The sequence below is a fragment of the Agromyces mediolanus genome (genome assembly GCF_014648575.1).
In the GTDB taxonomy this organism is placed as follows: Bacteria; Actinomycetota; Actinomycetes; order Actinomycetales; family Microbacteriaceae; genus Agromyces; species Agromyces mediolanus.
Window position 1 is genome coordinate 1 of the sequence record NZ_BMRJ01000008.1, and the last position, 24,977, is coordinate 24,977.

At 72.9% G+C, this 24,977-nt stretch carries 20 protein-coding genes; 9 read left to right on the plus strand and 11 right to left on the minus strand.

What is annotated here, in order from left to right; genetic code table 11:
• Both IEY71_RS17680 and IEY71_RS18480 read left to right on the plus strand, forming a co-directional pair.
• A partial coding sequence (locus tag IEY71_RS17680; protein WP_189086709.1) for an HNH endonuclease signature motif containing protein occupies positions 1-658 on the plus strand: 658 nt, incomplete at its 5' end.
• Positions 659-896: 238 nt separating this feature from the next.
• Complete coding sequence (locus IEY71_RS18480) at positions 897-2,537, plus strand: alpha/beta fold hydrolase (RefSeq protein WP_229781844.1); 1,641 nt, start codon at positions 897-899, stop codon at positions 2,535-2,537.
• On the opposite strand, the gene IEY71_RS17690 is transcribed toward IEY71_RS18480, so the two are convergent.
• Together IEY71_RS17690 and IEY71_RS17695 are read right to left on the minus strand one after the other, a co-directional pair.
• Positions 2,534-3,439: a serine hydrolase gene (locus IEY71_RS17690; RefSeq protein ID WP_229781845.1), complete on the minus strand. Its 906-nt coding sequence runs from the start codon at positions 3,437-3,439 to the stop codon at positions 2,534-2,536. The genes IEY71_RS18480 and IEY71_RS17690 overlap by 4 nt on opposite strands.
• Positions 3,440-3,564: 125 nt before the next feature.
• Positions 3,565-5,610, minus strand: coding sequence for a M13 family metallopeptidase (locus tag IEY71_RS17695; RefSeq protein ID WP_189086711.1), 2,046 nt, complete (start codon positions 5,608-5,610; stop codon positions 3,565-3,567).
• Positions 5,611-5,742: 132 nt separating this feature from the next.
• Between IEY71_RS17695 and IEY71_RS17700 the strand changes: the two genes are divergently transcribed.
• Together IEY71_RS17700 and IEY71_RS17705 are read left to right on the plus strand one after the other, a co-directional pair.
• Positions 5,743-6,117: a YccF domain-containing protein gene (locus IEY71_RS17700; protein ID WP_189086712.1), complete on the plus strand. Its 375-nt coding sequence runs from the start codon at positions 5,743-5,745 to the stop codon at positions 6,115-6,117.
• A 74-nt stretch (positions 6,118-6,191) separates the two neighbouring features.
• Positions 6,192-7,538, plus strand: coding sequence for an MATE family efflux transporter (locus tag IEY71_RS17705; RefSeq protein ID WP_189086713.1), 1,347 nt, complete (start codon positions 6,192-6,194; stop codon positions 7,536-7,538).
• A gap of 21 nt (positions 7,539-7,559) precedes the next feature.
• On the opposite strand, the gene IEY71_RS17710 is transcribed toward IEY71_RS17705, so the two are convergent.
• From IEY71_RS17710 to tdh, 3 genes are all read right to left on the minus strand, one after another.
• Positions 7,560-8,630 carry a LacI family DNA-binding transcriptional regulator gene (locus IEY71_RS17710; protein ID WP_189086714.1) on the minus strand — a complete coding sequence of 357 codons (1,071 nt, stop codon included), beginning with the start codon at positions 8,628-8,630 and terminating at the stop codon, positions 7,560-7,562.
• Between the two features lie 194 nt (positions 8,631-8,824).
• The gene (locus IEY71_RS17715) at positions 8,825-10,033 is read right to left on the minus strand and encodes a glycine C-acetyltransferase (RefSeq protein WP_189086715.1); all 1,209 of its coding nucleotides are present in this window, start codon (positions 10,031-10,033) and stop codon (positions 8,825-8,827) included.
• Positions 10,034-10,050: 17 nt separating this feature from the next.
• On the minus strand, positions 10,051-11,094 hold the full coding sequence (tdh, locus tag IEY71_RS17720) for an L-threonine 3-dehydrogenase (protein WP_189086716.1): 1,044 nt from the start codon (positions 11,092-11,094) through the stop codon (positions 10,051-10,053).
• A 395-nt stretch (positions 11,095-11,489) separates the two neighbouring features.
• Here tdh and IEY71_RS17725 point away from each other — a divergent pair, with 395 nt between their 5' ends.
• Complete coding sequence (locus IEY71_RS17725; protein WP_189086717.1) at positions 11,490-12,743, plus strand: MFS transporter; 1,254 nt, start codon at positions 11,490-11,492, stop codon at positions 12,741-12,743.
• Here the strand turns inward: IEY71_RS17725 and IEY71_RS17730 are convergent.
• Positions 12,740-13,402 (minus strand): pyroglutamyl-peptidase I, encoded by a 663-nt coding sequence (locus tag IEY71_RS17730; RefSeq protein ID WP_189086718.1) that lies wholly within the window; start codon positions 13,400-13,402, stop codon positions 12,740-12,742. The genes IEY71_RS17725 and IEY71_RS17730 overlap by 4 nt on opposite strands.
• Positions 13,403-13,510: 108 nt before the next feature.
• Between IEY71_RS17730 and IEY71_RS17735 the strand changes: the two genes are divergently transcribed.
• The 3 genes from IEY71_RS17735 (at position 13,511) to IEY71_RS17745 (ending at position 15,568) form a co-directional block, all read left to right on the plus strand.
• Complete coding sequence (locus IEY71_RS17735) at positions 13,511-14,065, plus strand: dihydrofolate reductase family protein (protein ID WP_189086719.1); 555 nt, start codon at positions 13,511-13,513, stop codon at positions 14,063-14,065.
• Between the two features lie 49 nt (positions 14,066-14,114).
• Positions 14,115-14,810 carry an endonuclease NucS gene (gene nucS, locus IEY71_RS17740; RefSeq protein WP_189086720.1) on the plus strand — a complete coding sequence of 232 codons (696 nt, stop codon included), beginning with the start codon at positions 14,115-14,117 and terminating at the stop codon, positions 14,808-14,810.
• 65 nt (positions 14,811-14,875) lie between these two features.
• Positions 14,876-15,568: an HAD hydrolase-like protein gene (locus IEY71_RS17745; RefSeq protein WP_229781846.1), complete on the plus strand. Its 693-nt coding sequence runs from the start codon at positions 14,876-14,878 to the stop codon at positions 15,566-15,568.
• A gap of 40 nt (positions 15,569-15,608) precedes the next feature.
• On the opposite strand, the gene IEY71_RS17750 is transcribed toward IEY71_RS17745, so the two are convergent.
• Positions 15,609-16,100: a hypothetical protein gene (locus tag IEY71_RS17750; RefSeq protein ID WP_189086721.1), complete on the minus strand. Its 492-nt coding sequence runs from the start codon at positions 16,098-16,100 to the stop codon at positions 15,609-15,611.
• Between the two features lie 401 nt (positions 16,101-16,501).
• Between IEY71_RS17750 and IEY71_RS17755 the strand changes: the two genes are divergently transcribed.
• Positions 16,502-19,267: an immune inhibitor A domain-containing protein gene (locus tag IEY71_RS17755; RefSeq protein ID WP_229781847.1), complete on the plus strand. Its 2,766-nt coding sequence runs from the start codon at positions 16,502-16,504 to the stop codon at positions 19,265-19,267.
• A gap of 72 nt (positions 19,268-19,339) precedes the next feature.
• Here the strand turns inward: IEY71_RS17755 and IEY71_RS17760 are convergent, their stop codons facing one another.
• From IEY71_RS17760 to IEY71_RS18590, 4 genes are all read right to left on the minus strand, one after another.
• On the minus strand, positions 19,340-20,293 hold the full coding sequence (locus IEY71_RS17760) for a DUF389 domain-containing protein (RefSeq protein ID WP_189086723.1): 954 nt from the start codon (positions 20,291-20,293) through the stop codon (positions 19,340-19,342).
• Between the two features lie 88 nt (positions 20,294-20,381).
• Complete coding sequence (locus tag IEY71_RS17765) at positions 20,382-21,029, minus strand: TetR/AcrR family transcriptional regulator (RefSeq protein WP_189086724.1); 648 nt, start codon at positions 21,027-21,029, stop codon at positions 20,382-20,384.
• A gap of 63 nt (positions 21,030-21,092) precedes the next feature.
• A complete protein-coding gene (locus tag IEY71_RS17770) occupies positions 21,093-21,548 on the minus strand; it encodes a glutathione peroxidase (RefSeq protein WP_189086755.1) in 456 nt (151 codons plus the stop codon).
• Positions 21,549-21,670: 122 nt separating this feature from the next.
• A complete protein-coding gene (locus IEY71_RS18590; RefSeq protein ID WP_189086725.1) occupies positions 21,671-24,751 on the minus strand; it encodes a helix-turn-helix transcriptional regulator in 3,081 nt (1,026 codons plus the stop codon).
• Positions 24,752-24,977: the final 226 nt, after the last annotated feature.

Genomic DNA, 24,977 nt, shown 5'->3' on the forward strand with positions numbered 1-24,977 from the left:
CGGAACCCCCACCGCCGTACGCACCGAGATCCTCATCACCATCCCCGCCCTCACCCTCACCCGCAACACCACCAGCGGCACCCCGGGCACCGGGTACGTGCCGGCCGAACTCGACGGTGTCGGCCCCATCGACGACGACACCGCCCGCCACCTCTTCGCCCACGCCCCCACCTTCCTCCGCATGATCACCGACCCCATCACCGCCGCCCCACTCGCCCTGGACCGCACCCGCTACCGCACCACCACCGCACAACGCCGCTGGCTCACCCACCACTACGGCACCTGCACCAGACCCGGCTGCACCCGCCCCGCCCACCACACCGACCTCGACCACCTCACCCCCTGGACCGCAGGCGGCCCCACCAACACCACCAACCTCGCCCCCACCTGCCGCACCGACCACACCCTCAAACACCACACCCGCTTCCAGGTCACCCGCGCCCCCGACGGCACCATCACCTGGCACACCCCCACCGGCCACACCGCCACCACCACACCCCAACACCTGCACCCACCCCAACACCCGGCGCCTCCACGATCTCCACACCAGGCGTCGCCCTCGCACCCGAGCAGCACCCACGAATCCCCGCCACAACACTTCACCGAGCGCCGGCGCTCACCCGAGCCCGAGCGCTACCCCGAGCCCGCACCTTTCTGAGCACCCGCCCCGCTGAGCCACGCCACGCCCAGCCCAGCCGCGCCCCGCTTCGCCACGCCCAGCCCAGCCGCGCCCCGCTTCGCCACGCCCAGCCCACCCGTCGCCCAGCCCGGCCACGCCCGCCCAGCCGCGCCGGCCCAACCACGCCCAGCTCGGCGCTGTCGACCCCGCTTACCCCATCCACCCGTCGCTCGTCACCCTCCCCTCCCCGCCGCACTCGCCTGCCTAGACTTCGACCATGACGATTCGACGCTTCCGGCGGGGCGACCACGAAACCGTCATCACCGAGACCGGCATCGACGGCGGCCCGACGTACGTGCTCGTGCACGGCGTCGGCATGGGCCACCGCACCTGGTCGGACCTCGCCGAGACGCTCGCGCGCTCCGGCCGGGTGCTCGCGCTCGACCTCCCCGGCTTCGGCGACGCCCCGGAGCCCGAGGAGTCGCTCGACATGGCGTCGTCGGGCGCCTACCTCGGGGAGCTGGTCGCGGCCGAGTCACCGGGCGAGCCGGTCGTGCTCGTCGGGCACTCGATGGGCACGCAGATCGTCGCCGAGACCGCGGCGCAGCGCCCCGAGCTCGTCGCCGCCGTCGTGCTCATCGCGCCGACGATCAATCGCCGGGAGCGCACCGCCGCGATGCAGGCGCTCCGCCTCGTCCAGGATCTCGCCTTCAGCCACCTCAAGGTGCTCGCGCTCGGCATCCGCTACTACTTCCAGGCCGGGCCCCGCTGGTACTTCGCGAAGCTCGCCGACATGCTCGCCCACCGCATCGAACTCGTGCTGCCACGCATCCGGGCGCGCACCCTCGTCATCCGCGGCGAGCACGACCAGGTCGCCCCGCGAGATTGGGCCGAGCTGGTCACCACCCTCCTGCCCGACGGTCGCCTCGTCGAGGTCGCGGGACGCGGCCACGAGACCATGATCACCGCGGGCGCCGAGGTCGCCCGGCTCGTCGCGGCGCACGCCGCCGGCGAACCGGTCGGGCATCCGGTCGCCCAGCCCGTGCCGACCGGGCGCCGGCAGCGCCCCGACACTCGCCCGAGGGCGAAGGCGAACGCGAACACGAACACGAACGCGGACGTCCCCTGGTGGCGCACCGCGGGCTGGTGGGCCGCCGACTACCTCTACGCCGGGTGGCGCCACCTCGCGGCGCCGTTCGATCGCCGGGACGCGCGGCACTGGCAGCGCGGGGATGCCGCCCTGCCCGAGGTCGTGCTGCTGCCGGGCATCTACGAGCACTGGACCTTCCTGCGCCCGCTCGCCGAACGCCTGCACCGGGCGGGCCACCGCGTCCGCGTCGTGCACGGCCTCGGGGCGAACCGCCGTGCCATCGCCGAGACCGCCGAGCTCCTCGGCCGCGCGCTCGCCCGACGGCCGGCGCCGCCGGCGGGCCGGGTGATCGTGGGGCACTCCAAGGGCGGCCTCGTCGGCAAGCAGCTCCTCGTCGACGAGCTGCAGCGAGCGGACGCCACCGGTTCGACCCCGGGTGCCGAGCTCGGCCTGCTCGGCGTCGTCGCGATCAGCACGCCGTTCGGCGGTTCCAGCCGCGCCCGCTTCTTCTTCGCCGACCGCAGCCTCCTCGCACTGCTCCCCGGCGACGCCACGATCCACGCGCTCGGCGAGGCGCGCGAGGTCGACGCCCGCATCGTCTCGGTCTTCGGCCGCTGGGATCCGCACATCCCCGACGGCAGCGAGCTGCCCGGCGCGCGCAACATCGAGGTGCCGGTCGCCGGCCACTTCCGCGTGCTCGGCGCCCCGGAGACGGCGCGCGCCGTGCTCCACGGGATCACTGGGCTGGCAGCGCGGGAAGGGGCGCGCGTCGCGGACACCCCCGAAGCAGGCGACGCAAGCGAGGATGCCGCGGCGGCGGCGCCTTAGTGCACGAACTCCAGCAGGTCGAGCCCGACCTGCCGCATGCCGTCGAGCACCGCGAGGCGGCTCGAGAGCTGCGTGTCGGCGTAGTACATCGACACGGCGAACGCGACGCTCGCACGCGGGCCGCGCAGCACGCCGACCTCGCTGCGCACGCCGCCGTCGGTGCCGGTCTTGTTCATCAGGAGCACACTGTGATCGGGGCGCCGGTGCGCGAGCGGATCGAGCCCGAACGCCGCGGACACCATCGACAGATCGGTGTTCAGCGTCAGCCAGCCCACGACGCGCTGCGACACCTCGGGCGAGACGATCTCGCCCCGCGCGAGCGAGGCGAACAGCCAGGTGAGCTCCTTCGCGGAGCCGATCGAGAGCTGCGGGGCGTCGTCGGGGCCGCGGTGGTCGCGCACGAGATCGAGCAGCGCGGTGCGCGTGAGGCCGAGCGCCTCGGTGCGGGCGCGCACGGCCTCGAGCCCGACGTAGCGCAGCAGCACGTTCGTGGCGAGGTTGTCGCTCGTCGCGCCGATGAGTGCGGCGAGATCGGCGATCGGCAGCGAGGGCGACTGCAGGTGCTGCCAGATGCCCGCATCGCCGACGGCGTCGCGCGCGTCGCGGTCGAGCACGGTGAGCGCCTCGGTCTCGCTCTCGGCGAGCCGGGCGGCGACCTCGACGAGCAGCAGCACCTTGCCGATCGAGGCGGTCGGCATCACGACGTGGTCGTCGACCGAGAAGAGCACCCGGCCGGTGGCGAGGTCGGTCGCCCGCGCCGACACCTGCACCCCGGCGAGCGCGAGCTCCCCGAGCGCGTCGAAGCCCCGGCTGAAGTCCTCGCTCGCCTCGTCGGTACGGTGCTTCCCTCGCCGGACATCGGCATGGCGCGCTCTGCGCTCTGAGCCTTGCGAGGGGGTCACCACGGTGCTTGCACACTCCTGCTCACGAGCTCGGCGCTCCCCCGCCGCGGGGCGCGGCACGCTCGAGGTCAACGGTATCTGGTGGGGCGGGTTCCGGTCACGGGTTTCCGGGACCGTGGAGCGGACTACCAGATCGTCACCCGCTCGGCCGGGTCGAGCCAGAGGGCGTCGTCGGGGGTCACTCCGAAGCCAGTGTAGAACTCATCGATGTTCCTGACGATCTGGTTGCAGCGGAACTCGTTCGGCGAGTGCGGGTCGATCGCGAGCAGCCGCACCACCTCCGCGTCGCGCGCCTTCATCTGCCAGGCCTGCGCCCAGGAGAGGAAGAAGCGCTCGGCGCCGCTCAGCCCGTCGATCACCAGCGGCTCCGCGCCGCCGAGGGAGAGCAGGTACGCCTTCCAGGCGATCGCGAGGCCGCCGAGGTCGCCGATGTTCTCACCGATGGTGAGCGCGCCGTTGACGTGCGGGAGCTCGGACGCCTCGGCGGCCTCCGCCCCGCCCGAGGCATCCGCCCCGCCGTCGCCGCCGTCGGCGAGCTGCGCCGGGACCAGCGCGTCGTACTGGGCGATGAGCGCTCTGGTGCGCTCCTCGAAGGCGGCGCGGTCGTCGGCCGTCCACCAGTCGGTGAGCCGCCCGTCGCCGTCGTACTTCGAGCCCTGGTCGTCGAAGCCGTGGCCGATCTCGTGCCCGATCACCGCGCCGATCGCACCGTAGTTGGCGGCCGCGTCGCGCTCCGGCGTGAAGAAGGGGTACTGCAGGATGGCCGCGGGGAACACGATCTCGTTGAAGCCCGGGTTGTAGTACGCATTGATCGTCTGCGGGGTCATGAACCACTCGTCGCGATCGATGGGCTTGCCGATCTTGCCGAGCTCGCGGCGGAACTCGAACTCCGCCGTCGCCCGCACGTTCGCGACGAGGTCGCCGGGCTCGATGCCGAGGCTCGAGTAGTCGCGCCACTTCACGGGGAAGCCGATCTTCGGCGTGAACTTCGCGAGCTTGTCGAGCGCCTTGCGCTTCGTCTCCTCGCCCATCCAGTCGAGGCCGACGATGGACTCGCGGTAGGCCTCGACGAGGTAGCCGACGAGCTCGTCCATCTGCTCCTTCGCGGCAGGCGGGAAGTGCCGCTCCACGTAGATGCGGCCGACGGCCTCGCCCATCGCGCCCTCGACGAGGGAGACGCCGCGCTTCCAGCGCTCGCGGAGCTGCGGCGTACCGGTGAGGGTGCGGCCGTAGAAGTCGAAGTTCGCCTCGACGAAGTCCTTCGACAGGTAGGGGGATGCCCCGCGCACGACCTGCCACGCGAGCCAGTCGCGCCACGCCGGCACGCGCTCCTCGGTGAGCAGCGCGCCCAGCCCCTCGACGAAGCTCGGCTGGCGGACGACGAGCTCGGCGAAGGCCGCCTCCGGGGCGCCCATCGCGTCGCGCCAGACGGCGAGCCCGGCCGAGGCCGGGTCGGCGCCGGGGAAGGCGAGCGCCGCGGCATCCGCCCAGCTCTTCAGGTTGTAGGTCTTCTCGCTGTCGCGGGAGTCGACGTTGCTCCAGTGCACCGCGGCGATCGCGGTCTCGAGCTCGAACACCCGCGCCGCGCGCTCCGCCGCGTCGTCGAGCTTCGCGAGCCGGAACATCCGCTCGAGGTGCGAGCGGTACGCCTCGCGCACCTCGGCGAAGCGCTCCTCGCGGAAGTAGCTCTCGTCGGGCAGGCCGATGCCGCCCTGCTCGACGAAGACGAGGTAGCGCTCGGGGTCGCCCGGGTCGTTGTCGACGAAGAGCTGCGCGAAGCCCGCGACGCCCTGGCGCTCGAGGCGGCCGAGGGTCTCGAGGAAGCTCGGCACGTCGCCGATGAGCGACACCTCGACGAGCTGGCCGGCGATCGGCGTGGCGCCGAGGAGCTCGGCGTGCTGCTCGTCCATGAAGCTCGCGAAGAGGTCGCCGACCTTGCGCTCCTCGGTGCCGGGATCGGCCCCCTGCGCCTCGACGATGATCTCGCGGACCGCCCGCTCGGCCTCCTCGTGCAACTCGATGAACGAGCCGAAGCGGGCCTTGTCGGCCGGGATCTCGGTGCGATCGATCCACTTGCCGTTGACGTGGCGGAACAGATCGTCCTGCGGGCGCACGCCCGGGTCGAGTTCGTCGAGCGCGATGCCGGAGCTGAGGGTGCCGTCGTCGGTCATGCGCTCCAGCCTAGGCGGCGAAGCCTGAACGGTGGCCCGCGATTCGCGTGAAAGATGCGACGTGGATCCATGTCGCCGGGGACGGCCACCCGCCAGACTCGTCGCCGGATCCGGTGCGAAGATGGAGGCCCTATGAACACCGTGCTCAACGTCATCTGGCTCGTGCTCTCCGGGTTCTGGCTGTTCCTCGGCTACCTCGTGGCCGGGGTGATCATGTGCGTGCTCATCGTGACGATCCCGTGGGGCATCGCCTCGTTCCGCATCGCGCGGTACGCGCTCTGGCCGTTCGGCCGCGAGGTCGTGCCGAAGCCGACCTCGGGCGCGTGGGCGTTCATCGGCAACGTGATCTGGTTCCTGCTCGCCGGGCTCTGGCTCGCGATCGGGCACGTGCTGTCCGGGGTGGCGCTCTGCATCACGATCATCGGCATCCCGCTCGGGCTCGCCGACTTCAAGATGATCCCGATCTCGCTCGCCCCGCTCGGCAAGGAGATCGTCGACAAGGCGTGAGGTCGCGCGGCTGAGCCGAGCCGAGCCGAGCCGGGGCGGGCCCGTCGGCGGCAGGCCGTAGGCTCGACGGGCACATGAGCACCACGCCCCAACGCCGTTCCGTCGACCGCGACATCCTGCGCCTCGCGCTGCCCGCGCTCGGCGCGCTCATCGCCGAGCCCGCGTTCCTGCTCGCCGACACCGCCATGGTCGGCCACCTCGGCGCCACCCCGCTCGCCGGCCTCGGCCTGGCCAGCGCGGTGCTGCAGACGATCATCGGGCTGATGATCTTCCTCGCCTACGCGACGACCCCCGCCGTCGCCCGACGGCTCGGCGCGGGCGACGAGCGCGGCGCGGTGCAGGCGGGCATCGACGGGCTCTGGCTCGCACTCGGGCTCGGCGCCCTGCTCGGGCTCGCCGGTTGGGCCGCGACACCCGCTCTCGTCGGCGCGTTCGGGGCCGACGCGGCCGTCGCCGAGGCCGCCCGCAGCTACCTCGGCATCTCGATGGCGGGCCTGCCCGCGATGCTGCTCGTGTTCGCCGCGACGGGCCTCCTCCGTGGCCTGCAGGACACCCGCACCCCGCTCTGGGTCGCCGGCATCGGCTTCGCCGCGAACATCGCGCTGAACTTCGTCTTCATCTACCTGGCCGGCTGGGGCATCGCCGGTTCGGCCGTCGGCACCGTCGTCGCGCAGTGGGGCATGGTCGCCGTCTACCTGATCGTCGTCTCCCGCCACGCGCGGCGCGCGGGCGCGGGCTGGCGTCCGCACCGGGCCGGCCTCCTCGGCGGCGCCTCGTCGAGCGGTTGGCTGTTCCTGCGCACGCTGAGCCTGCGGGCGGCGCTGCTGCTCTCGACCTGGTCGGCGACGGCCCTGGGGCCCGACGAGCTCGCGGCCTACCAGGTGGCGATCTCGATCTACTTCACCCTCGGCTTCGCGCTCGACGCCCTGGCGATCGCCGCGCAGGCGCTCGTCGGCCGCGGGCTCGGCGCGGGCGACGTCGCCGAGGTGCGGCTCGTGCTGCGCCGCTGCCTGCAGTGGGGCATCGGCTCGGGCGTCGCCATCGGCGCGCTCGTCGTCTCGACCGCCTGGGTGCTGCCGCAGCTGTTCACCTCCTCGGCCGAGGTCGCCGCGCTGCTGCCGCCCGCACTCGTCGTACTCGGCATCTCGGCGCCGCTCGGCGGACTGGTCTTCGTGCTCGACGGCGTGCTCATCGGCGCGGGCGACGCCCGCTACCTCGCCTGGACCGGCCTCGTGAACCTCGCGGCCTACGCGCCGCTCGCGCTCGGCGCCGTCTGGTGGGCGGATGCCTCGGGCACCCCCGGCGCCGCCGCGCTCGCGTGGCTCATGGCGGCGTTCGCCCTCGGCTACCTCGCCGCGCGCGCGATCACGCTCTCGCTGCGCGCGCGGGGCAGCCGCTGGATGGTCACCGGGGTGGCGTAGCGCCCGGGCGGACCGGCGCGATCAGCGCGCCGGCGGCGCCGTCGTGTCGCCGATGTGCAGCGTGCTCGTGAACGCGAGCGAGGCCGCGGGCTCGCCCGCGAGCAGCCGCACCACCGCCTCGCCGGCCGCGCGCCCCTTGTCGGTCGAGGGCTGGTCGAGCGTCGTCAGGTCGTGCCGCAGGCCGTCGACGCGGATGCCGTCGAAGCCGACGACGCTGAGCTCGCCCGGCACCGTGAGGCCGAGCTCCTCGGCAGCGAGGATCACCCCGGCGGCGAGCAGGTCGCTCTGCGCGATGATCGCCGTCGGACGGCGCTCGGCGGGGAGCACCCGACCCGAGGCATCCGCCAGCAGCAGGCGCGCGGCGAGGCGGCCATCCTCGACCGAGCTCGTCGCCGCGGCGACCGCGGGCGCCTCGGGGAACACGTCGCGCGCGCCCTGCAGACGTTCGATCGTGACCTGCGTCGTCGCCCGCGCCTCGAGGGCCGCGTCGACGGGACCGCTCGTGCGCTCCGCGTCGAAGGCCAGCGTCACGACGCCCACGTCGCGGTGGCCGAGCTCCGCGAGGTGCTCCGCCCCGCGCCGGGTCGCGTCGCGGTTGTCGATGGAGATGTCGGGCACATCGTCGCCGGTGGGACCGCCCTCGATCGCCACGGTGGGGATGCCGCGGCGGCGCAGGATCTCGAGCGAGTGCCCGACCCGGGGGCTGCAGCCGATGAGCACGACGGCGTCGACCGGGGCGTCCTCGATGGTGGCGCCCTCAGACTCGCCGCCGATGAACGGCAGCAGCAGGAGCGCCGCGCCGAGCGGGGCGATGCCGTCGGCGATGCCGTCGAGGGTGCGGATCTTCACCGGGTCGAGGAAGGCGCTGCGCACCCGCTCCTCGAGCACGACCCCCACGATGCCGGAGCGGCCGCGGCGCAGCGAGCGCGCCCTCGGGTCGGGTCCGGCGTAGCCGAGCTCGGCGGCCGCGGCGAGCACCCGCTCCTTCGTGGCATCCGACACGGGGCCCGAACCGGAGAAGGCGAGCGACGCGGTCGACGCCGAGACGCCGGCGCGGGCGGCCACGTCGGCGAGGGTCGGTCGGGCGGTCATGCCCCGAGTCTAGGGGCCGGGGCTGCGAGCCGCCCGAATCGATTCGAGCGGCCGCGCCCGGTGCACTCACCACCCCGCCTGCGCCCGACCCCCGCGAGTTGCACGACAAGAACGCGGGGGCGCCAGCCGAGGTGGCACTGCGGCGGTTTCGTCGTGCAACTCGCGACGGGCGCGGTCAGTGCGGGTGCCCGGGCTCAGGCGGCGGCGACCTCGTCGCGCGCGGCGGTGAAGGCCTCGACGCAGGCGCGGATCTCGTCCTCGGAGTGCGCGGCCGAGAGCTGCACGCGGATGCGCGCCTCGCCCTTCGGCACCACGGGGTAGGAGAACGCGGTGACGTACACGCCCCGGGCCTGCAGCGCGTCGGCGATGCGGGCGGTGAGGGCCGCGTCGCCGAACATCACCGGCACGATCGGGTGCTCGCCGGGCAGCAGTTCGAAGCCCGCCTCGGTCATCAGCGAACGGAACAGGGCCGCGTTCGCCTGCAGCTGCTCGCGCAGCTCGCCCGACGACGACAGCAGCGCGAGCGCCTCGAGCGTGCCCGCGACGATCGCCGGGGCGAGCGTGTTCGAGAAGAGGTACGGACGGGCGCGCTGGCGCAGGAGATCGACGATCTCCTGCCGGGCCGCGACGTAGCCGCCGGAGGCGCCGCCGAGCGCCTTGCCGAAGGTGCCGGTCGTGATGTCGACCCGCCCCTCGACGCCGCACAGCTCGGGGGTGCCGCGGCCGTTCGCGCCGACGAAGCCGACGGCGTGCGAGTCGTCGACGAAGACGAGCGCGCCGTAGCGGTCGGCGAGGTCGCAGATCTCCCGGAGCGGCGCGATGAAGCCGTCCATCGAGAAGACGCCGTCGGTGACGATCACCTTGCGCCGCGCGTCGGATGCCTCGACGAGGCGCTGTTCGAGCTCGGCGAGGTCGCGGTTCGCGTAGCGGTAGCGCCGGGCCTTGGACAGGCGGATGCCGTCGATGATCGACGCGTGGTTCAGCGCGTCGGAGATGATCGCGTCGTCCGGGCCGAACAGCGTCTCGAAGACGCCGCCGTTCGCGTCGAAGCAGGAGGAGAAGAGGATGGTGTCGTCGTAGCCGAGGAACTCGCTCACCCGGGCCTCGAGCTCGAGGTGCTGCGTCTGCGTGCCGCAGATGAAGCGCACGCTCGCCATCCCGTAGCCCCACTCGTCGAGGCCGCGGTGCGCGGCCGCCACGATGCGCGGGTCGTCGGCGAGGCCGAGGTAGTTGTTCGCGCAGAAATTCAGCACCCGCTGCAGCCCGATGCCGTCGGCACCGCCGGAGGCGATGTCCACCTCGGACGACTGGGGTCCGACGATGCCGCGCTCGCGCTTCGTGAGCCCCGCGGCGTCGATCTCGTCGAGCTCGGCGCGCAGCTGCGCCTTCACGTCTCCGTACATGTGCGTTCCACCCGTTCCTATACTTCGGTCCAGTCGAGGATGACCTTGCCCGCGCCCGCGGACGCGGCGACGTCGAACGCCGCCCGCCACTCGCGCGCGGGGAAGCGGTCGGAGATCACGCTCGCGACGGCCTCGCGCAGCGGCTCGCTCGTCTGCAGCATCGCGGACATCGAGTTCCAGGTCTCGAACATCTCGCGCCCGTAGATGCCCTTCAGCGTGAGCATGTGCGTCACGACCTTGCCCCAGTCGATCGCGTACGGCTCGGCGGGCAGGCCCAGCATCGCGATCCGGCCGCCGTGGTTCATGTTCTCGAGCAGCTCCGGCAGCGCCTTCGGCGAGCCGCTCATCTCGAAGCCGACGTCGAAGCCCTCGCGCATGCCGAGCCGCTCCTGCGCCTCGCGCACCCGCTCCCTCGACACATCCACCACGTCGTCCGCGCCCATGCGGCGCGCGAGCTCGAGGCGCGCCGGCGAGACATCCGTCGCGACCACGAAGCGCGCGCCCACGTGCCGGGCGACCGCGATCGACATCAGCCCGATCGGCCCGCAGCCCGTCACGAGCACGTCCTCGCCGACCACGCCGAAGGCGAGCGCCGTGTGCACCGCATTGCCGAAGGGGTCGAAGATCGCGCCCAGCTCGGGGTCGACCGGGGAATGGTGCACCCACACGTTCTGCCCGGGGATCACGATGTACTCCGCGAACGCGCCGTCGCGGTGCAGGCCCACGCCCTGCGTGCGGATGCACATCTGCCGGCGGCCGGCACGGCAGTTGCGGCACATGCCGCACACCACGTGCCCCTCGCCCGAGACCAGATCGCCGACGGCGACGTCGTGCACCAGCGGCCCGACCTCGACGACCTCGCCCGAGAACTCGTGCCCGGGGATCAGCGGCGTCGCGATGGTCGACGCGGCCCAGTCGTCCCACTTCTCGATGTGCAGGTCCGTGCCGCAGATGCCCGTGCGCAGCACCCGGATCTTCACGTCGGCCGGTCCCACCTCGGGCTCCGGCCGATCCACGAACTCGAATCCGGCACCGGGCGCGGCTTTGAACAGGGCCTTCATGTGGAACTCCATCGTGGTTCAGGGCACGGAACCGCTGGGTGCGGCGGTCCGTGCGAGTCGGTCCGGTGGGTGCGCCGGATGCCTCAGCCATCGTATCGACGTGGCGCCGGATGTTTCAGGAGACGCGGTCCGCTGCGCCGGCAGCGCGGATGCCTCGGGGCGCGGCAGAGCCCTTGCACGAGGACGACGCGCTCGCTATCGTGGTCGAATCGATTCGAGTCGAATCGATTCGAGGGACGCGGCGGGTCGGACTGGACCCCGACCCGCCGTGCTCCCGCCCCTCCGCACCACCATCCCGCATCGGCCAGACTGGGAGCGGCATCCCGGCCGTTCGGGCCGACGACGACCGCGAGGACGACCGGATGACCCAGCCGACCCACGACGAAGCGCTTGAGATGACCGACACCCCAGACGAGAGCGGAACCTCCGCCCGCACCCCCAAGCGCGGGCGCACGCCCCGCGGCCTCGCGGCCTGGCGCAACGCGGTCTTCGCCATCTTCTTCCTGTCCGGCCTCAGCATGGCGAGCTGGGTCGCCCGGCTGCCCGCGGTGCGCGACTTCACCGAGCTGTCGACGCAGGGCGTCGGCCTCGTCATCCTCGGCATGTCGGTCGGCTCGATCATCGGCCTCGTCGTCGCGCCGATCTTCCTCGCCCGCCTCGGCGCGCGCGCCGGCATGATCGCGATGCTGCTGCTCGTCTCCGTCGGCCTCGTGCTCATCGGCATCGGCGGCTCGCTCGTGCCCTCCGTCGCCACGATCGTCGTCGGTCTCGCCTTCTTCGGCTTCGGCAACGGCGCGGTCGACGTCATGATGAACGTCGAGGGCGCCGAGGCCGAGCGCGAGATCGGCAAGACGCTGATGCCGCTCATGCACGCCTTCTTCAGCTTCGGCACGGTCGCCGGCGCCGTGCTCGCCGCCGGGGCCGCCGGGCTCGGCCTGCCCGTGCTCGCGCACCTCGGCATCATCGCGGGGCTCATCGCGATCGCCGTCGTCATCGCCGTGCGCTTCGTGCCGCGCCGCGCCGAGCTCGGCGACCCCAAGGAGCACGGCGCCCCCAAGCCGCCGTGGCGGGAGCGCCTGCGCGCGAGCCTCTCCGTCTGGGCCGACGCCCGCCTGCTCCTCATCGGCGCGATCATGCTCAGCATGTCCTTCGCCGAGGGCTCCGCGAACGACTGGATCACCCTCGCCGCCGTCGACGGCCACGGCTTCGACGCGACGACCGGCGCCCTCGTGTTCAGCGTCTTCACCGTGTCGATGACGGTCTCCCGCGTGCTCGGCGGCCCGCTGCTCGACCGCTTCGGACGGGTGCCCGTGCTGCGCGTGCTCTCGGTGACCGCGGTCGTCGGCATCTCGATGTTCATCTTCGGCACCGAGCCGTGGGTCATCGTCGTCGGCACCGCGCTCTGGGCGGTCGGCTGCTCGCTCGGCTTCCCGGTCGGCATGTCCGCCGCGGCCGACGACCCGGTGAACTCCGCCGCCCGGGTGAGCGCGGTCGCGATCATCGGCTACTTCGCGTTCCTCGCGGGGCCGCCGCTCATCGGCTTCCTCGGCGAGCACTTCGGGCTGCTGAACGCGCTGCTCGTCATCCTGGCGCTCACCGCCGTCGCCGGCATCCTCGCTCCCGCGGCGCGCGAGCGCTCGCGCAGCTAGCGGGCCGCGACGCCCTCGGCGAGCGAGCGCACGGCCGCCTCCGCGGCGCGCGCGAGCTCGTCGAAGCCGAGCGCGGCGGCGGCAGCACGGGCCCTCGCGCCGGTCGCGCCGGCAGCGCCGGCCGCACCGCCGGTCTCCGCGCCGACCGTGGCGACGCCGCGGCTCCGCGCAGCCGGCACGTGCAGGAACCCGCCCGGCAGCTCCGAGCGCGCGAGCTCGTAGGCGATCCGGTTGCAGACGAAGCCGCCGGCGTCGTCGGATGCCTCGGCGCGGACGCCGACCGCACGGATCGCGTCGACCATCGCGTCGACGTCGAAGCGCGCCGCCCGGCGCTCGGGGCCGTCGTCGATCGGGACCCCGCGCGGCTGCGCGCCGTCGTTGTCGGGGATGCGCGCGTCGATCAGGTTCCGCGCGCCCCGCTCAGGGGTGACCGCTGCGCGCCGCCCGGCCTCGCCGAGCGCGAGCACGGCATCGGGGCGGTGCTCGGCCAGGAGCTCGACGAGGCGCGCGGGCGCGCCCGCGAACGAGACCGGCAGGATCGCGGTGACGAGCTCGATCGCCGGGTCGCTCCAGCGCTCGCGCAGCCGTGCGACGGTCTCGCCGCTCGCGTTCTCGGAATCCGAGCCGAACGGTTCGAAGCCGGTGACGAGGATGCGCATCGCTCCAGGATTCCATGAGCGGGCGACCGCGGCTCCGGGTGCATCGGCTCTGTATGCTCTGGCGGCATCCGCCCGAGGGGTGCACCATGTGCGGCAGGAGGTACCGCCATGGCCGCACTGCTCTACTCCACGAACTGCTCGCTCGACGGCTACATCACCGACGAGCAGGGCAGCTTCGACTTCAGCGATCCGAGTCCCGATCAGCACCAGTTCATCAACGACCGGATGCGCACGGTCGGCACGCACCTCTACGGCCGCAGGCTCTACGAGGTCATGCGCGTGTGGGAGGACTTCGACCCCGCCGAGCTCTCCCCCGTCGAAGCCGACTTCCAGGAGATCTGGCGGGCGACCGACAAGGTCGTCTACTCGGCGACGCTCGACGAGGTGCCGACCCCGCGCACGACGCTCGAGCGCAGCTTCGACCCCCAGACGGTGCGGGAGTTCGCCCGCACCGCGGAGGCCGACGTGCTCGTCGGCGGCGCGATGCTCGCGGCCGAGGCGCTGCGCGCGGGGATCGTCGACGAGCTCTCGCTCTACGTCGCGCCGTGCCTGCTCGGCGGCGGCGCGAAGGCGCTGCCCGACGGCGTGCGCCAGCAGCTCCGGCTCGTCGACACCCGGCGCTTCGACAACGGGGTCGTGGTGGTGACGTACCTGCGCGCGTGACCCGGCGCCGAGCGGCGAGCCCGCCGCGACGGCCGCGTACACTCGAACGGTGCGTCTCGTCATCGCCCGCTGCTCCGTCGACTACGCCGGCCGGCTCTCCGCCCATCTGCCGCTCGCGACCCGCCTGCTCATGGTCAAGGGCGACGGCAGCCTGCTCGTGCACTCCGACGGCGGCAGCTACAAGCCGCTGAACTGGATGAGCCCGCCCTGCACGCTCGCCGAGTCGGAGCCCGACGAGGAGCAGGCCGCCGGCGGCATCACCCAGGTCTGGACGGTGACGCACAAGAAGACCGCCGACCGGCTCATCGTGAAGATCCACGAGGTGCTGCACGACTCGGCGCACGAGCTCGGCATCGACCCCGGGCTGCAGAAGGACGGCGTCGAGGCCCACCTGCAGCAGCTGCTCGCCGAGCAGATCGAACGGCTCGGCGACGGCTACACGCTGATCCGCCGCGAGTACATGACCGCGATCGGCCCGGTCGACATCCTCGCCACCGACGAGGCGGGCGCGAGCGTCGCCGTCGAACTCAAGCGCCGCGGCGACATCGACGGCGTCGAGCAGCTCACCCGCTACCTCGAGCTGATGAACCGCGATCCCCGGCTCGCCCCCGTGCGCGGCGTCTTCGCCGCCCAGGAGATCAAGCCGCAGGCGCGCACCCTCGCCGAGGACCGCGGCATCCGCTGCGTCGTGCTCGACTACGACGAGATGCGCGGCGTCGACAGCGGGCACGCGCGGCTGTTCTGAGCGGCGCCGCCCGGACCCGAGCGACACTCGGCTTTCGCCGAGGTGCGCGCCCATAGGATGTCACGGTGACCTCTGACACGCTGCTCCCCCCGGCACCCGTCGTCGCCACCCGAACCTGGTCGGCCGTGCTGTTCGACCTCGACGGCACGATCATCGACTCCGCCGGAGACATCACCCGCTCCCTCGCCCACGCCTTCGACACGGTCGGACTGCCCGTGCCCGACGAGGCGACCCTGCGCGACTACGTCGGCCCGCCGCTGCTCGACAGTCTCCGCCTCTCGGCGGGGCTCGACGACGAGCAGGCCAGGCACGCGCTCGGCATCTACCGCGCGCACTACAACCAGCGGGCCATCCGCTCCCCCGTCTTCCCCGGCATCGCCGGCCTGCTCGAGCGGCTGCACGCCGCCGGCATCCCCGTCGCCCTCGCCACCTCGAAGCCCGAGGCGGTCGCCCGCGCCGTGCTCGAGCACGCGGGGCTCAGCGACTACTTCACGACGATCACCGGCGCGAGCGAGGACGAGTCGCGCACCACGAAGGCCGACGTCGTCGCCGAGGCGCTGCGCCGGCTCGGCGACGCCGGAGTGGATGCCTCGCACGCGGTCATGGTCGGCGACCGCGGCTACGACATCCTCGGCGCCGCCGCGCACGACGTGCCCACGATCGTCGTCGAGTGGGGCTACGGCTCGCCCGCCGAGGCCGCCGACGCCCTCGCGATCGTGCACTCGAGCGACCAGCTCGGCAAGCTGCTGCTGGGCTGAGCTTGCACGGGCACGGGCGCTGGCGCAGGCACCCGCGCGACTACGACGCCGGCACCACCACGAGCGTGAACTCGAGCTTCTCGCCCGACTCGTCGTTCGTCAGCGTCACCTCGGTGTCGCCCTCGGCGAGCGCGGTGAGCCCCGGGTTGAACTGCGCCGAGCCGTCGTCTTTGCCCGGCACGAACTCGGCGACCTCCGGGTCGGAGAGCTCCGCCGTCCAGGCGAGGAAGTGCTCGTCGTCGCCGACCAGGTCGACGGTGCCGCCGACGGGCACCTCCACCTCGGTGCCGTCGACGGCGCCGAGGTCGACGATCACGGGCGGCAGCACCGAGGCGCCGCTGCTCGCGGGCGGGCTCGCGCTCGGCGTCGCCGTGCCGCCGCCCGCGGCGCAGCCGGCGAGCGTCGCGGCGAGCGCGGCGGCGGCGAGCAGCGCCCCGAACCGCCTGGTCGGCTGAGCCCGTCGAAGCCCCTGGTTCGCTGAGCCCGTCGAATGGTTCGCTGAGCCCGTCGAAGCGAGGACGTCGAAACGCATCGTTCGCGGTCGAGTCATCCTGATCCCCCCGATCCGGCGCGGCTCCGCGCCACGGTCAGCGTAGCGCGCGACGCAGATCCCGCAACGGCGGCGCTCGAGATCGCAGATCCTCGCGATCGCCCCCTCGCCACGGGCCCGACGGCGGCGATCCGCCACCGGATCGGAATTCCCCTCTTCCCCCAAACGGGGTACACGGTGCATGATGCCGAGTACGCGCGTCTGATCGACGCGTGCCAGTCGCACCGGCGCGACGAACCCACGCGTCGGTGCTCGGAGGGAGAAGCATGTCTGGAAACTCCACTCGCGCGCGGCGCGTGGTGGCGACGACCTCTGTGCTCGCGCTCACGGCCGCCGGGTTGGCGACCCTGAGCATCGCGCCAGCGAATGCGTCGCCATCGCCCGTGTCCGCGCCGGTGATCGGTGACGACGAGTACTACATGAACTACGTCGCACCGCGAGCGGAAGTCGCCTTCGGCGACGACGAAGTGGTCGTCGACGTGAACGGGGCGAAGAACGACACGGCCCGCGGCATGTCCGCGCTCGAACAGGCCAAGGTCGTCGACGAGAAGTACGCGGCCGGCAACCCGGTCGCGGCGCAGGGCCTCGCCAAGCTCGAAGACCAGTCCAACAAGACCGGCAAGAGCCCGAAGGAACTGAAGTGGGACCGCGGCGGACAGGGACACGGCCACGGCTGGAAGGGCAACAAGCACAAGAAGCCCAACTACAAGCAGGCCGACGAGACGCAGGAGGCGAAGCTCCTCACGATCCTCGTGGAGTTCGACGACACGGTGGTCGACGACTTCAGCGACGTGTACGTGCCGACCGAGTTCGGCGCGACCGAGTGCAAGCCGGGCGCCCCGCAGAGCGGCCCGCTGCACAACAACATCCCGAACCCCGCCGATTACGAGCTCGAGGACAACAACTCGATGTGGGTGCCCGACTTCTCGAGCGAGCACTACAACAAGATGCTGTTCAGCGACAAGGGCATCACGGAGCGCGTCCGCAAGGACCTCCGCGGGCCCGACGGTCGCAAGGGCATCGACATCTCCGGCTACACGATGAAGAACATGTACGAGGAGATGTCGCAGGGCGCCTACACCGTGACGGGTGAGGCGACTGCCTGGGTGACGGTGCCGCACTCCGAGGCCTACTACGGCGCGACGGTCTGCCACCAGAACGACGAGGGCGTGTACGAGGCCGGCCCCATGCAGGACATGCAGGGCCACCCGGACAACCCGCTCGGCCCCGGCCAGCTGCCCATCGACGCGGTCGCGGCCCTGTCCGCGGCGCAGCCCGACTTCCCCTGGGCCGACTACGACATCGAGGACCAGGGCGACCGCGACGGCGACGGCGACCTCTTCGAGCCGGACGGCGTCATCGACCACGTCGTGCTCGTGCACGCGGGTGAGGACAAGTCGGGCGGCGGCGGTGCCGAGGGCACGTACGCGATCTGGGCGCACTCCTCCGCCGTCGCGGGCGGCGCTCCGATCCCCGGCACCGACCTCAAGCTGTCGAACTACATCGTGCAGCCCGAGGACTCGGGCGTCGGCGTGTTCGCGCACGAGTACGGCCACGACCTCGGCCTGCCCGACCTGTACGACACCTCGAACGCCGGCGACTCCGACGTCGACTTCTGGGACCTGATGAGCTCCGGCTCGCACGCGGGCCCCATCTTCCAGTCGATGCCGACGCACATGGGCCTCTGGGACAAGTACGTGCTCGGCTGGGTCGACCCGGCCGAGATGAACCCCGGTGACGACCCCGACACGTTCAAGGTGGGCCAGAACTCGCGTCCGCTGAAGGGCTCCGAGGATGGCGTGAAGGTCAACCTGCCCGACAAGGTGGTGACCCTCGCGACCCCGCACAGCGGCGAGAACATGTGGTACACCGGCTCCGATCAGGACTGGGCGGACCTCCGCCTCGGCCGCACGATCGACGTCCCCGCGACCGACCCGAAGTTCTGGATGTGGAACGACTTCGTGATCGAGGAGGACTGGGACTTCGGCTTCGTCGAGGTCTCGACCGACGGCGGCGCGACGTGGACCGAGCAGAAGGTCTTCGACGAGGCCGGCGCCGAGGTCACCACGCCCGACGGCTACGCCGACCCGAACGGCCGGCTGAGCGACTTCGGGGCGGGCACGCCGAAGAAGTACGGCCTGACCGGTTCGACCGGCGGCTGGCGCCACGACTACGTCGACCTGAGCTCGTACGCCGGGCAGACGGTGCAGCTGCGCCTCCGGCTCGCGACGGACGCCGCCTTCCAGGAGCGCGGATGGTTCGCCGACGACTTCTCGGTCACGAGCGGCGCCGACACCGTCTGGAGCGACGACGTCGAGCAGGGCGACAACGGCTGGACCGCCGAGGTGGCCTCGTTCACCACGACGACCGGCCCCGGCTGGCGGCAGGACACCGGCACCTCGGTCAAGGCGCAGTACTACCTCGTCGAGTGGCGGAACATGGACGGCTTCGACCAGGGCCTGAAGTACGCGTACAACAGCGTGTACCAGGAGGGCGCCTGGAAGGTCGAGAAGCTCGCCTACAACGCGCCCGGCATGCTCGTCTGGTACCGGGACACGACGTACGGCGACTCGAACATGATCACGGCCAACGAGGCGGCGCTGCCCAGCTACGGCGCCAAGGGCGGCCTGCTCATCGTCGACAGCCACTTCAATCCGCTGCAGCGGACCGGAGCGGCCGCCGACCTCGACCCGTCGACGCTGAACGTGATGCCCTCGCGGGCGCAGTCCTCGAACGCCGCCTTCGGCGTGCAGAAGACCTACCCCTTCACGGAGTGCATCGTCGATGACGCGTTCGCCGAGTACTGCACGGACATCCCCGCCCTCGACCCGGTGAGCACCTTCACCGACGACCAGGGCTGGGTGCCGGGCTTCGCGCTGCGCGAGTCGGACGGCGCGCTGTTCTACCGCGACCGGGACGCCTCGACCGTGGTGCCCTCGGTGGGCAACGCGCAGTACAGCACCCCGCTGTACGACCTCGAGGGCAACCGCCTGCCGGGCTACGACGGCGTCGACGCCGGGGTCGGGCCGTTCGGCTCGGGCAACCCGGCCGACGACGGCGTGGGCTACGGCACCGTCATCAAGCTGAAGAAGCCGATGAAGGACAACACGACGGCGCTGATCCAGATCACGCCGCCGAAGGCGGACTGACCCGCTGCACCGCGCGGCACCGCCGCACACCCGGGCGCCGGCTCTCCTCGTGAGGGCCGGCGCTCGGCCGTGTCAGCCCCGGCTGCCGATCCGCTCGCCGCGGCGCACCCCGCTGCGGACCACCCGGATCTGCACGAACAGGGTCACGACGCCGCCGGTGACGATCGCGGCGAGGTTCACGACGAGCTGCAGCAGCGAGGTGCCGAGCGTGTGCCACTCGCCCGCCGCGAGCGCGAGCGCCGCAGCCCCGGCCGCCGGCACCGTCGTCACCGAGATGAGCACGCCGATGAGCGCCCCCGACTTCGCCGAGGTGAGCGAGAGCACCCCGGCGATGCCCGCGAGGAAGCCGACGATGTAGCTCAGCACGTTCGGCGTCCAGATGAACTCGGTGGCCGGATGCGAGAACGCGAACGGGTCCGCCGGGAACACGCCCCAGCTCACCATCACGAGGCTGAACAGCATCGCGACGACGATGGCCGAGGCGTAGCCGACGAGGATGGCCACCGCCGAGCGCCCGACGACGCGCCACCTGCGCCGGACGATCCCCACGGCCATCGCGGCGAGGGGGCCGAAGTCCGGCCCCACCACCATCGCCCCGACGATGAGGATCGGCTGGTCGCTGACGACCCCGACCGCCGCGATCATCGTCGCGACGGCCATGAAGACGAGGAAGGTCGCCGTGAGCCGCACCTCGTCGCCCGCGCGCGCCTCGACCTCCTGCCAGACGACGGCGTCGTCCTCGCCGCCGAACACGCTCGCCGCGCTGCGCTTGGCGCTCGGCGAGAGCGTGAGCTCGACGGTCTCGATCGCGATCGAGCCCGAGCGGTCGAGGCCGGCGGCGTGCAGCTCGCCGAGGAGCTCGCTCGCGGCGACCCGGTCGACGTCGCAGAGCACGACGTCGCCGGCCGGCTCGGCTCCGGCACCGGGCAGCCGGATGACGTTGGAGACGTGTTCGCGGTGCGCGTCGAGCACCCGGTCGACGGCGGTCGCGAGCCCGCTCGGCACGATCATCCGGAAGTGCAGCATGCGCTCAGTGTCGCGCCGGAGCGCCGAGCGGCGGGCGAGGCGCGCGCGGCGTTCCCGCCGTCCGGCCCCGCGCGACCGGATCGACTGGTTACGCCGAGGCGAGCAGGCCGTCGATGAGGCGGTCGAGGGCCCAGCGCCGGGATGCCTCGTCGGCCTCGCCCGTGTCGAGCCCGAGATGGGCGGATGCCTCGAGCCGGGGATGCCGGCTCGGCTCCTTCCAGAGGGTCTGCGGGGCCGGGGTCTGCTCCGGGGTGGCCGCGGCCGCGGCATCCAGCGCCGCCGCACCGATGACCTGCGCCCGCACCGCGTGCCCGGCGCGCGCCGCCTCGTCGGCGCCCAGGCCCGCCTCGGCGAATGCGGCGATGAGCGCCTCGGCGACGTCCCGCGACCGCTCGCCGTCGAGCGGGCCGCTCGTGAGCAGGGCGATCGAGCCGGCGTGGCCCGCGATGCGGGCGCGCAGCGCGGCGGCGACCGCGTGGATGCGCTCGCGCCAGGCCGGCTCGGCGGGCTCGGACCCGGCGTCAGCCTCGGCGACGCCGGCGAGCAGCTGCTCGATCATCGCGGCCTGCAGCGCGCCCTTGGAGGGGAAGTACGTGTAGAGCGCCGTCGGGGTGAGCCCGAGCGCGGCCGCCACCGCGCGCACGGAGACGGCGGCGAAGCCCTTCTCCTCGAGGATCTCGAACGCGGCGTCGACGATGTCGGCCTGGCTGATGCTGCGCCGGGGTCCGGGTTTCATGCGGGTGGGGCTCCTTGGTGCTCGACCCACCACGCTACCGGTTCAGGAGGCCACGCTCCCGGCTCAGGAGGCGGCGAGCGACGCTTCGATCGCCTCGACCACCTCGGGGGCGTCGGGCTCCGTCGTCGGCCGGAAGCGCGTGACCTCGCGAGCGGGCGAGACGAGGAACTTCTCGAAGTTCCAGGTGACGCGGCCGGCCTTGCCCGAGGCATCCGGCGTCTGCTTCAGCTCCTGGTAGAGCGGGTGGGCGTTGCGGCCGTTGACCCGCACCCGGTCGAGCACCGGGAAGGAGATGCCGTACGTCGTCGAGCAGAACTCGCTGATCGCCTCGTTGCTGCCCAGCTCCTGCAGGAACTGGTTGCTCGGGAAGCCGAGCACCGTGAAGCCGCGGTCGGCGTAGCGCCGCTGCAGCTCCTCGAGCTTCGCGTACTGCGGGGTGAGGCCGCAGCGCGAGGCCACGTTCACCACGAGCACCGTCTGGCCCGCGTAGTCCGCGAGCGAGCGCTGCTCGCCGTCCATAGTGGAGAAGGGGATGTCGTCCAGAGCGGTCACGTCGTACCTCCTCGCTCAGCCTACGCCCGCTCGAACGGCGAACCGCCGGGGGTCGGCAGACTCCCAGCCGTGCCGGAGTGCCGCCGGCGCTACGCCGGCGGCGTCGTCGCCAGCCCGGCCCGGTAGACCGCCTCGGTGCGGGTGGCCGCACCGAGCTTGCGCAGGATGGCGGAGACGTGCACGCTCGCCGTCTTGCCGCTGATGAACAGCCGTTCACCGATCTGCCGGTTGCTGAGCCCCTCGGCGATGAGCGCGAGCACCTGGCGCTCGCGGGCGGTCAGCTCGGCCGTGGCATCCGCGACGGCGTCGACCGCGTCGGTGACGCCGACCGCACGACCCGCCCCGGCCCCCTCGAGCGCGAGCCCCGCGGCGCTCGCGACGCGCACCACCGAGGCGAGCACCGCGCCGATGCCGTACCGCTCCGCCTCGTCGTGCGCGAGCTGCAGCGTCGCCTTCGCCGCCTGCCGCGCTCCCGCCTCGAGCTCGGCCTCGCCGAGCCGGAGCCGGGCGTAGGGCCGGAGCAGCCGCAGCGCCCGCGGGTCGTCGACCGCGTCGACGGCCCGGCGCCACGCCTCGACGGCGCGCTCGTGGTCGGCCTCGAGCTCCGCATCGATCAGGGCGAGCCAGAGCGAGTGCATCGGCCAGTGCGCGAAGCGATCGAGCAGCGCCCGCAAGCGGGGCTCGGCCGCATCGGCGGTGGCGAGCAGCTCGGCCTGCTCGGCGTTCGCGGCGGCGTGCCCGGAACGTGCGGCGGCGATCGTGCGCGCGAGCGCCCAGGCGTAGGGCAGTCCGTAGCCGGCGATGGCCCCCTCGTGCTCGTCGAGCAACGGCGCGGCCTCGCGCCACGCGGTCACGACGTCGCCGTGGGCCAGTGCGATCTCGGTCGCGACACGACCCACGCTCTGCCGGGTCTGCAGCTCGACCTCGCCGACGGCGTTCATCGCGGCGCGGTTCGTGCGCAGCACGTGGTCGGCGCTCGCGAGGTCGCCGCGCCAGAGCTCGGCCCAGGCCTCGGCGCGCCACAGGTAGATCTTGAACGGCTCGGGCGGATCGAGCGCCAGCGCCCGTTCGATGAGCTCGAGCCCGCGCTGCCAGCGACCGAGGGCGAACAGCGGATCGACGGCGTTCGAGGCGAGGATGACCCCGCTGCTGCGTTCGAGCCCGGTCGCCCGGGCCCGGCCGAGCCCCTCTTCGGCCAGCTCGATCGCGAGCTCGTAGTCGCCGAGCAGGTTGTAGAGGTCGGAGGCGTTGACCCAGTAGCGGAGGAGCGCGGAACCGTCGCCCTCGGCGAGCTGCTTCGCCCGCTCGAGCTGCTCGGCCGCGCCGAGCGGGTCTTCGAGGTGGGCGCGGCTGACCGCGGCGATGTTCAACGCGACGGATGCGAGCCGCGGGGCGTGGATCGTCTCGGCGAGCTCGAGCGCGCTCTGCGCCATCTCGGCCGCCTCGGGCAGCCGCCCGTCGATCATGTAGCGTCCGGCGAGCGAGGTGCGCACGGAGGCGCGCAGCTCGGCCGGGCCGTCGGGCCCGAGCACGTCGAGCGCCTCGAGCAGCAGCGGGATGGAGCCCGGTCGGCCGTCGCTGCCGAGCGTGAGCGCCCGGTCGCGCAGCAGCCTCGGATAGTTCGGGTCGTCGCGCGGGCACTCGGCGAGCGCCGCCTTGAGCACGGCGAGGCTGCGGTCGTTCTCGCCCGCATTGCGGAGGTGGGATGCGGTGCGCCCCATCAGCTCGGTGCGGCTCATGCCCGCGATCTTCGCCGCGCCGCCGCCGGCGGACCCGCCGTCCGCGCCATCCGCGTCGTCTGTGCCGCCGGTGCCGCCGGCCGACCCACCGGCCGTGGCGCCGTCTACCACGTCCCACAGGGCGAGCGCCCGCTCGCCGAGCTGCGCCGCAGAGGCGAAGGCGGAGGCCGCCCTGGCCTCGCGCATGGCCTGCACCGTGGCGGGGAACGCCCGCATCGCGTCGTTCGCGCCGAGCCAGTGGTAGGAGATCTCGGCCGCGAGCCGACGGCTGCCCGCCGCCGCGAGCGCCTCGTAGGCCTCCGCGTAGCGGGCGTGGAACCTGGCCCGCTCGCCCGGCAGGATGTCGGCGAGGATCGCCTCGCGCACGAGGGCGTGCCGGAAGCCGTACTCCTCGCCGTCGACGACGAGCACGCCGCCGAGCACCGCCTCTCGCGCGGCCTCGTCGAGCTCGTCGTCGCCGCCGCGGAAGACGCGGGTGAGCAGGGGGTGCGCGACCCGCACCCCGCCGGTCGCGATGAGCCGGAGCAGCTGCTGCGCCTCGTCGCTCAGCCGTTCGTAGCGGGCGAGCAGCAGGTCGCGCAGCGTGTCGGGCAGCTGCCCCTCGTCGCTGCAGCCGTCGAGCCCGACGACCTCTTCGACGAAGAACGGCACGCCGTCGCTGCGGCGGAAGAGGGTGTCGAGCAGCGCCTCGTCGGGCGAGCTGCCGGCCAGGGAGGCGGCGAGCTCGCGCACCTCGTCGCGCGACAGTCGGGACAGCTCGCGACGGTCGACCCAGCGGTCGCGCTCGAGTTCGGCGAGGAAGGGCCGCAGCGGATGCCCGCGCGTGACGTCCTCGCTGCGGTAGCTGAGCAGCAGCATCACCCGGCTGGCGGTGAGCGCGCGCACCAGGAAACGCAGCAGGCCGAGGCTCGCCGGGTCGATCCAGTGCAGGTCTTCGACCACGAGCACGAGCGGCCGCTCGCGGGACACCGTCTCGAGGAGCACCGCGACGGCCTCGTGCAGCTGCCCGCTCGCCCCGGGGCCGCCGGCCACGGCCGGCACCGGCTCGCCCGCCGCGCCGGACTCGGCCAGCTCGGGCAGAAGCGCGACGAACGCCGCGCGCCCCGGGCCGACGGTGTCGAGGGCGCGCTCGGCGCCGATCTCGGAGACGAGGCTGCGCAGCGCCGCCTTGATGGGCGCGTAGGGCGCGGCCACGGTGCCGAGGTCGACGCACTGGCCGACGACGACCCGGGCGATGCCGCTCGGGCCGGGCGCCGCGCCGTTCGCGCCCACGCGGGCCGCGAACTCGCGGATGAGCCGGCTCTTGCCGATGCCCGCCTCGCCCCCGACCACGACCGTGCGGGGCATGCCGGCCTCGGCCTCGCCGAGCAGCCCGTCGAGCCAGGCGAGCTCGGCGTCGCGGCCGATCATGGCGCTGGCGGAGGTGGTCACCTCTTTATGCTGCCACGCACCACCGACGGCGCGTCCCGGCTCCGCCGTCAGCGGATCGGCGATCGTCACGCAGTGCGACCGGCGGCGCGCTCCTCGGCGGCGCGGCGCAGTTCGAGCACCAGCTCGGCGCGTCGCAGATCGGCGGCGTAGGTGCTCGTGGCGAGCACGGCGTCTGCGAATTCCATGGTCTTCTCCCCTGTTCGGTACTCCGAGCCTCGCGACTGAG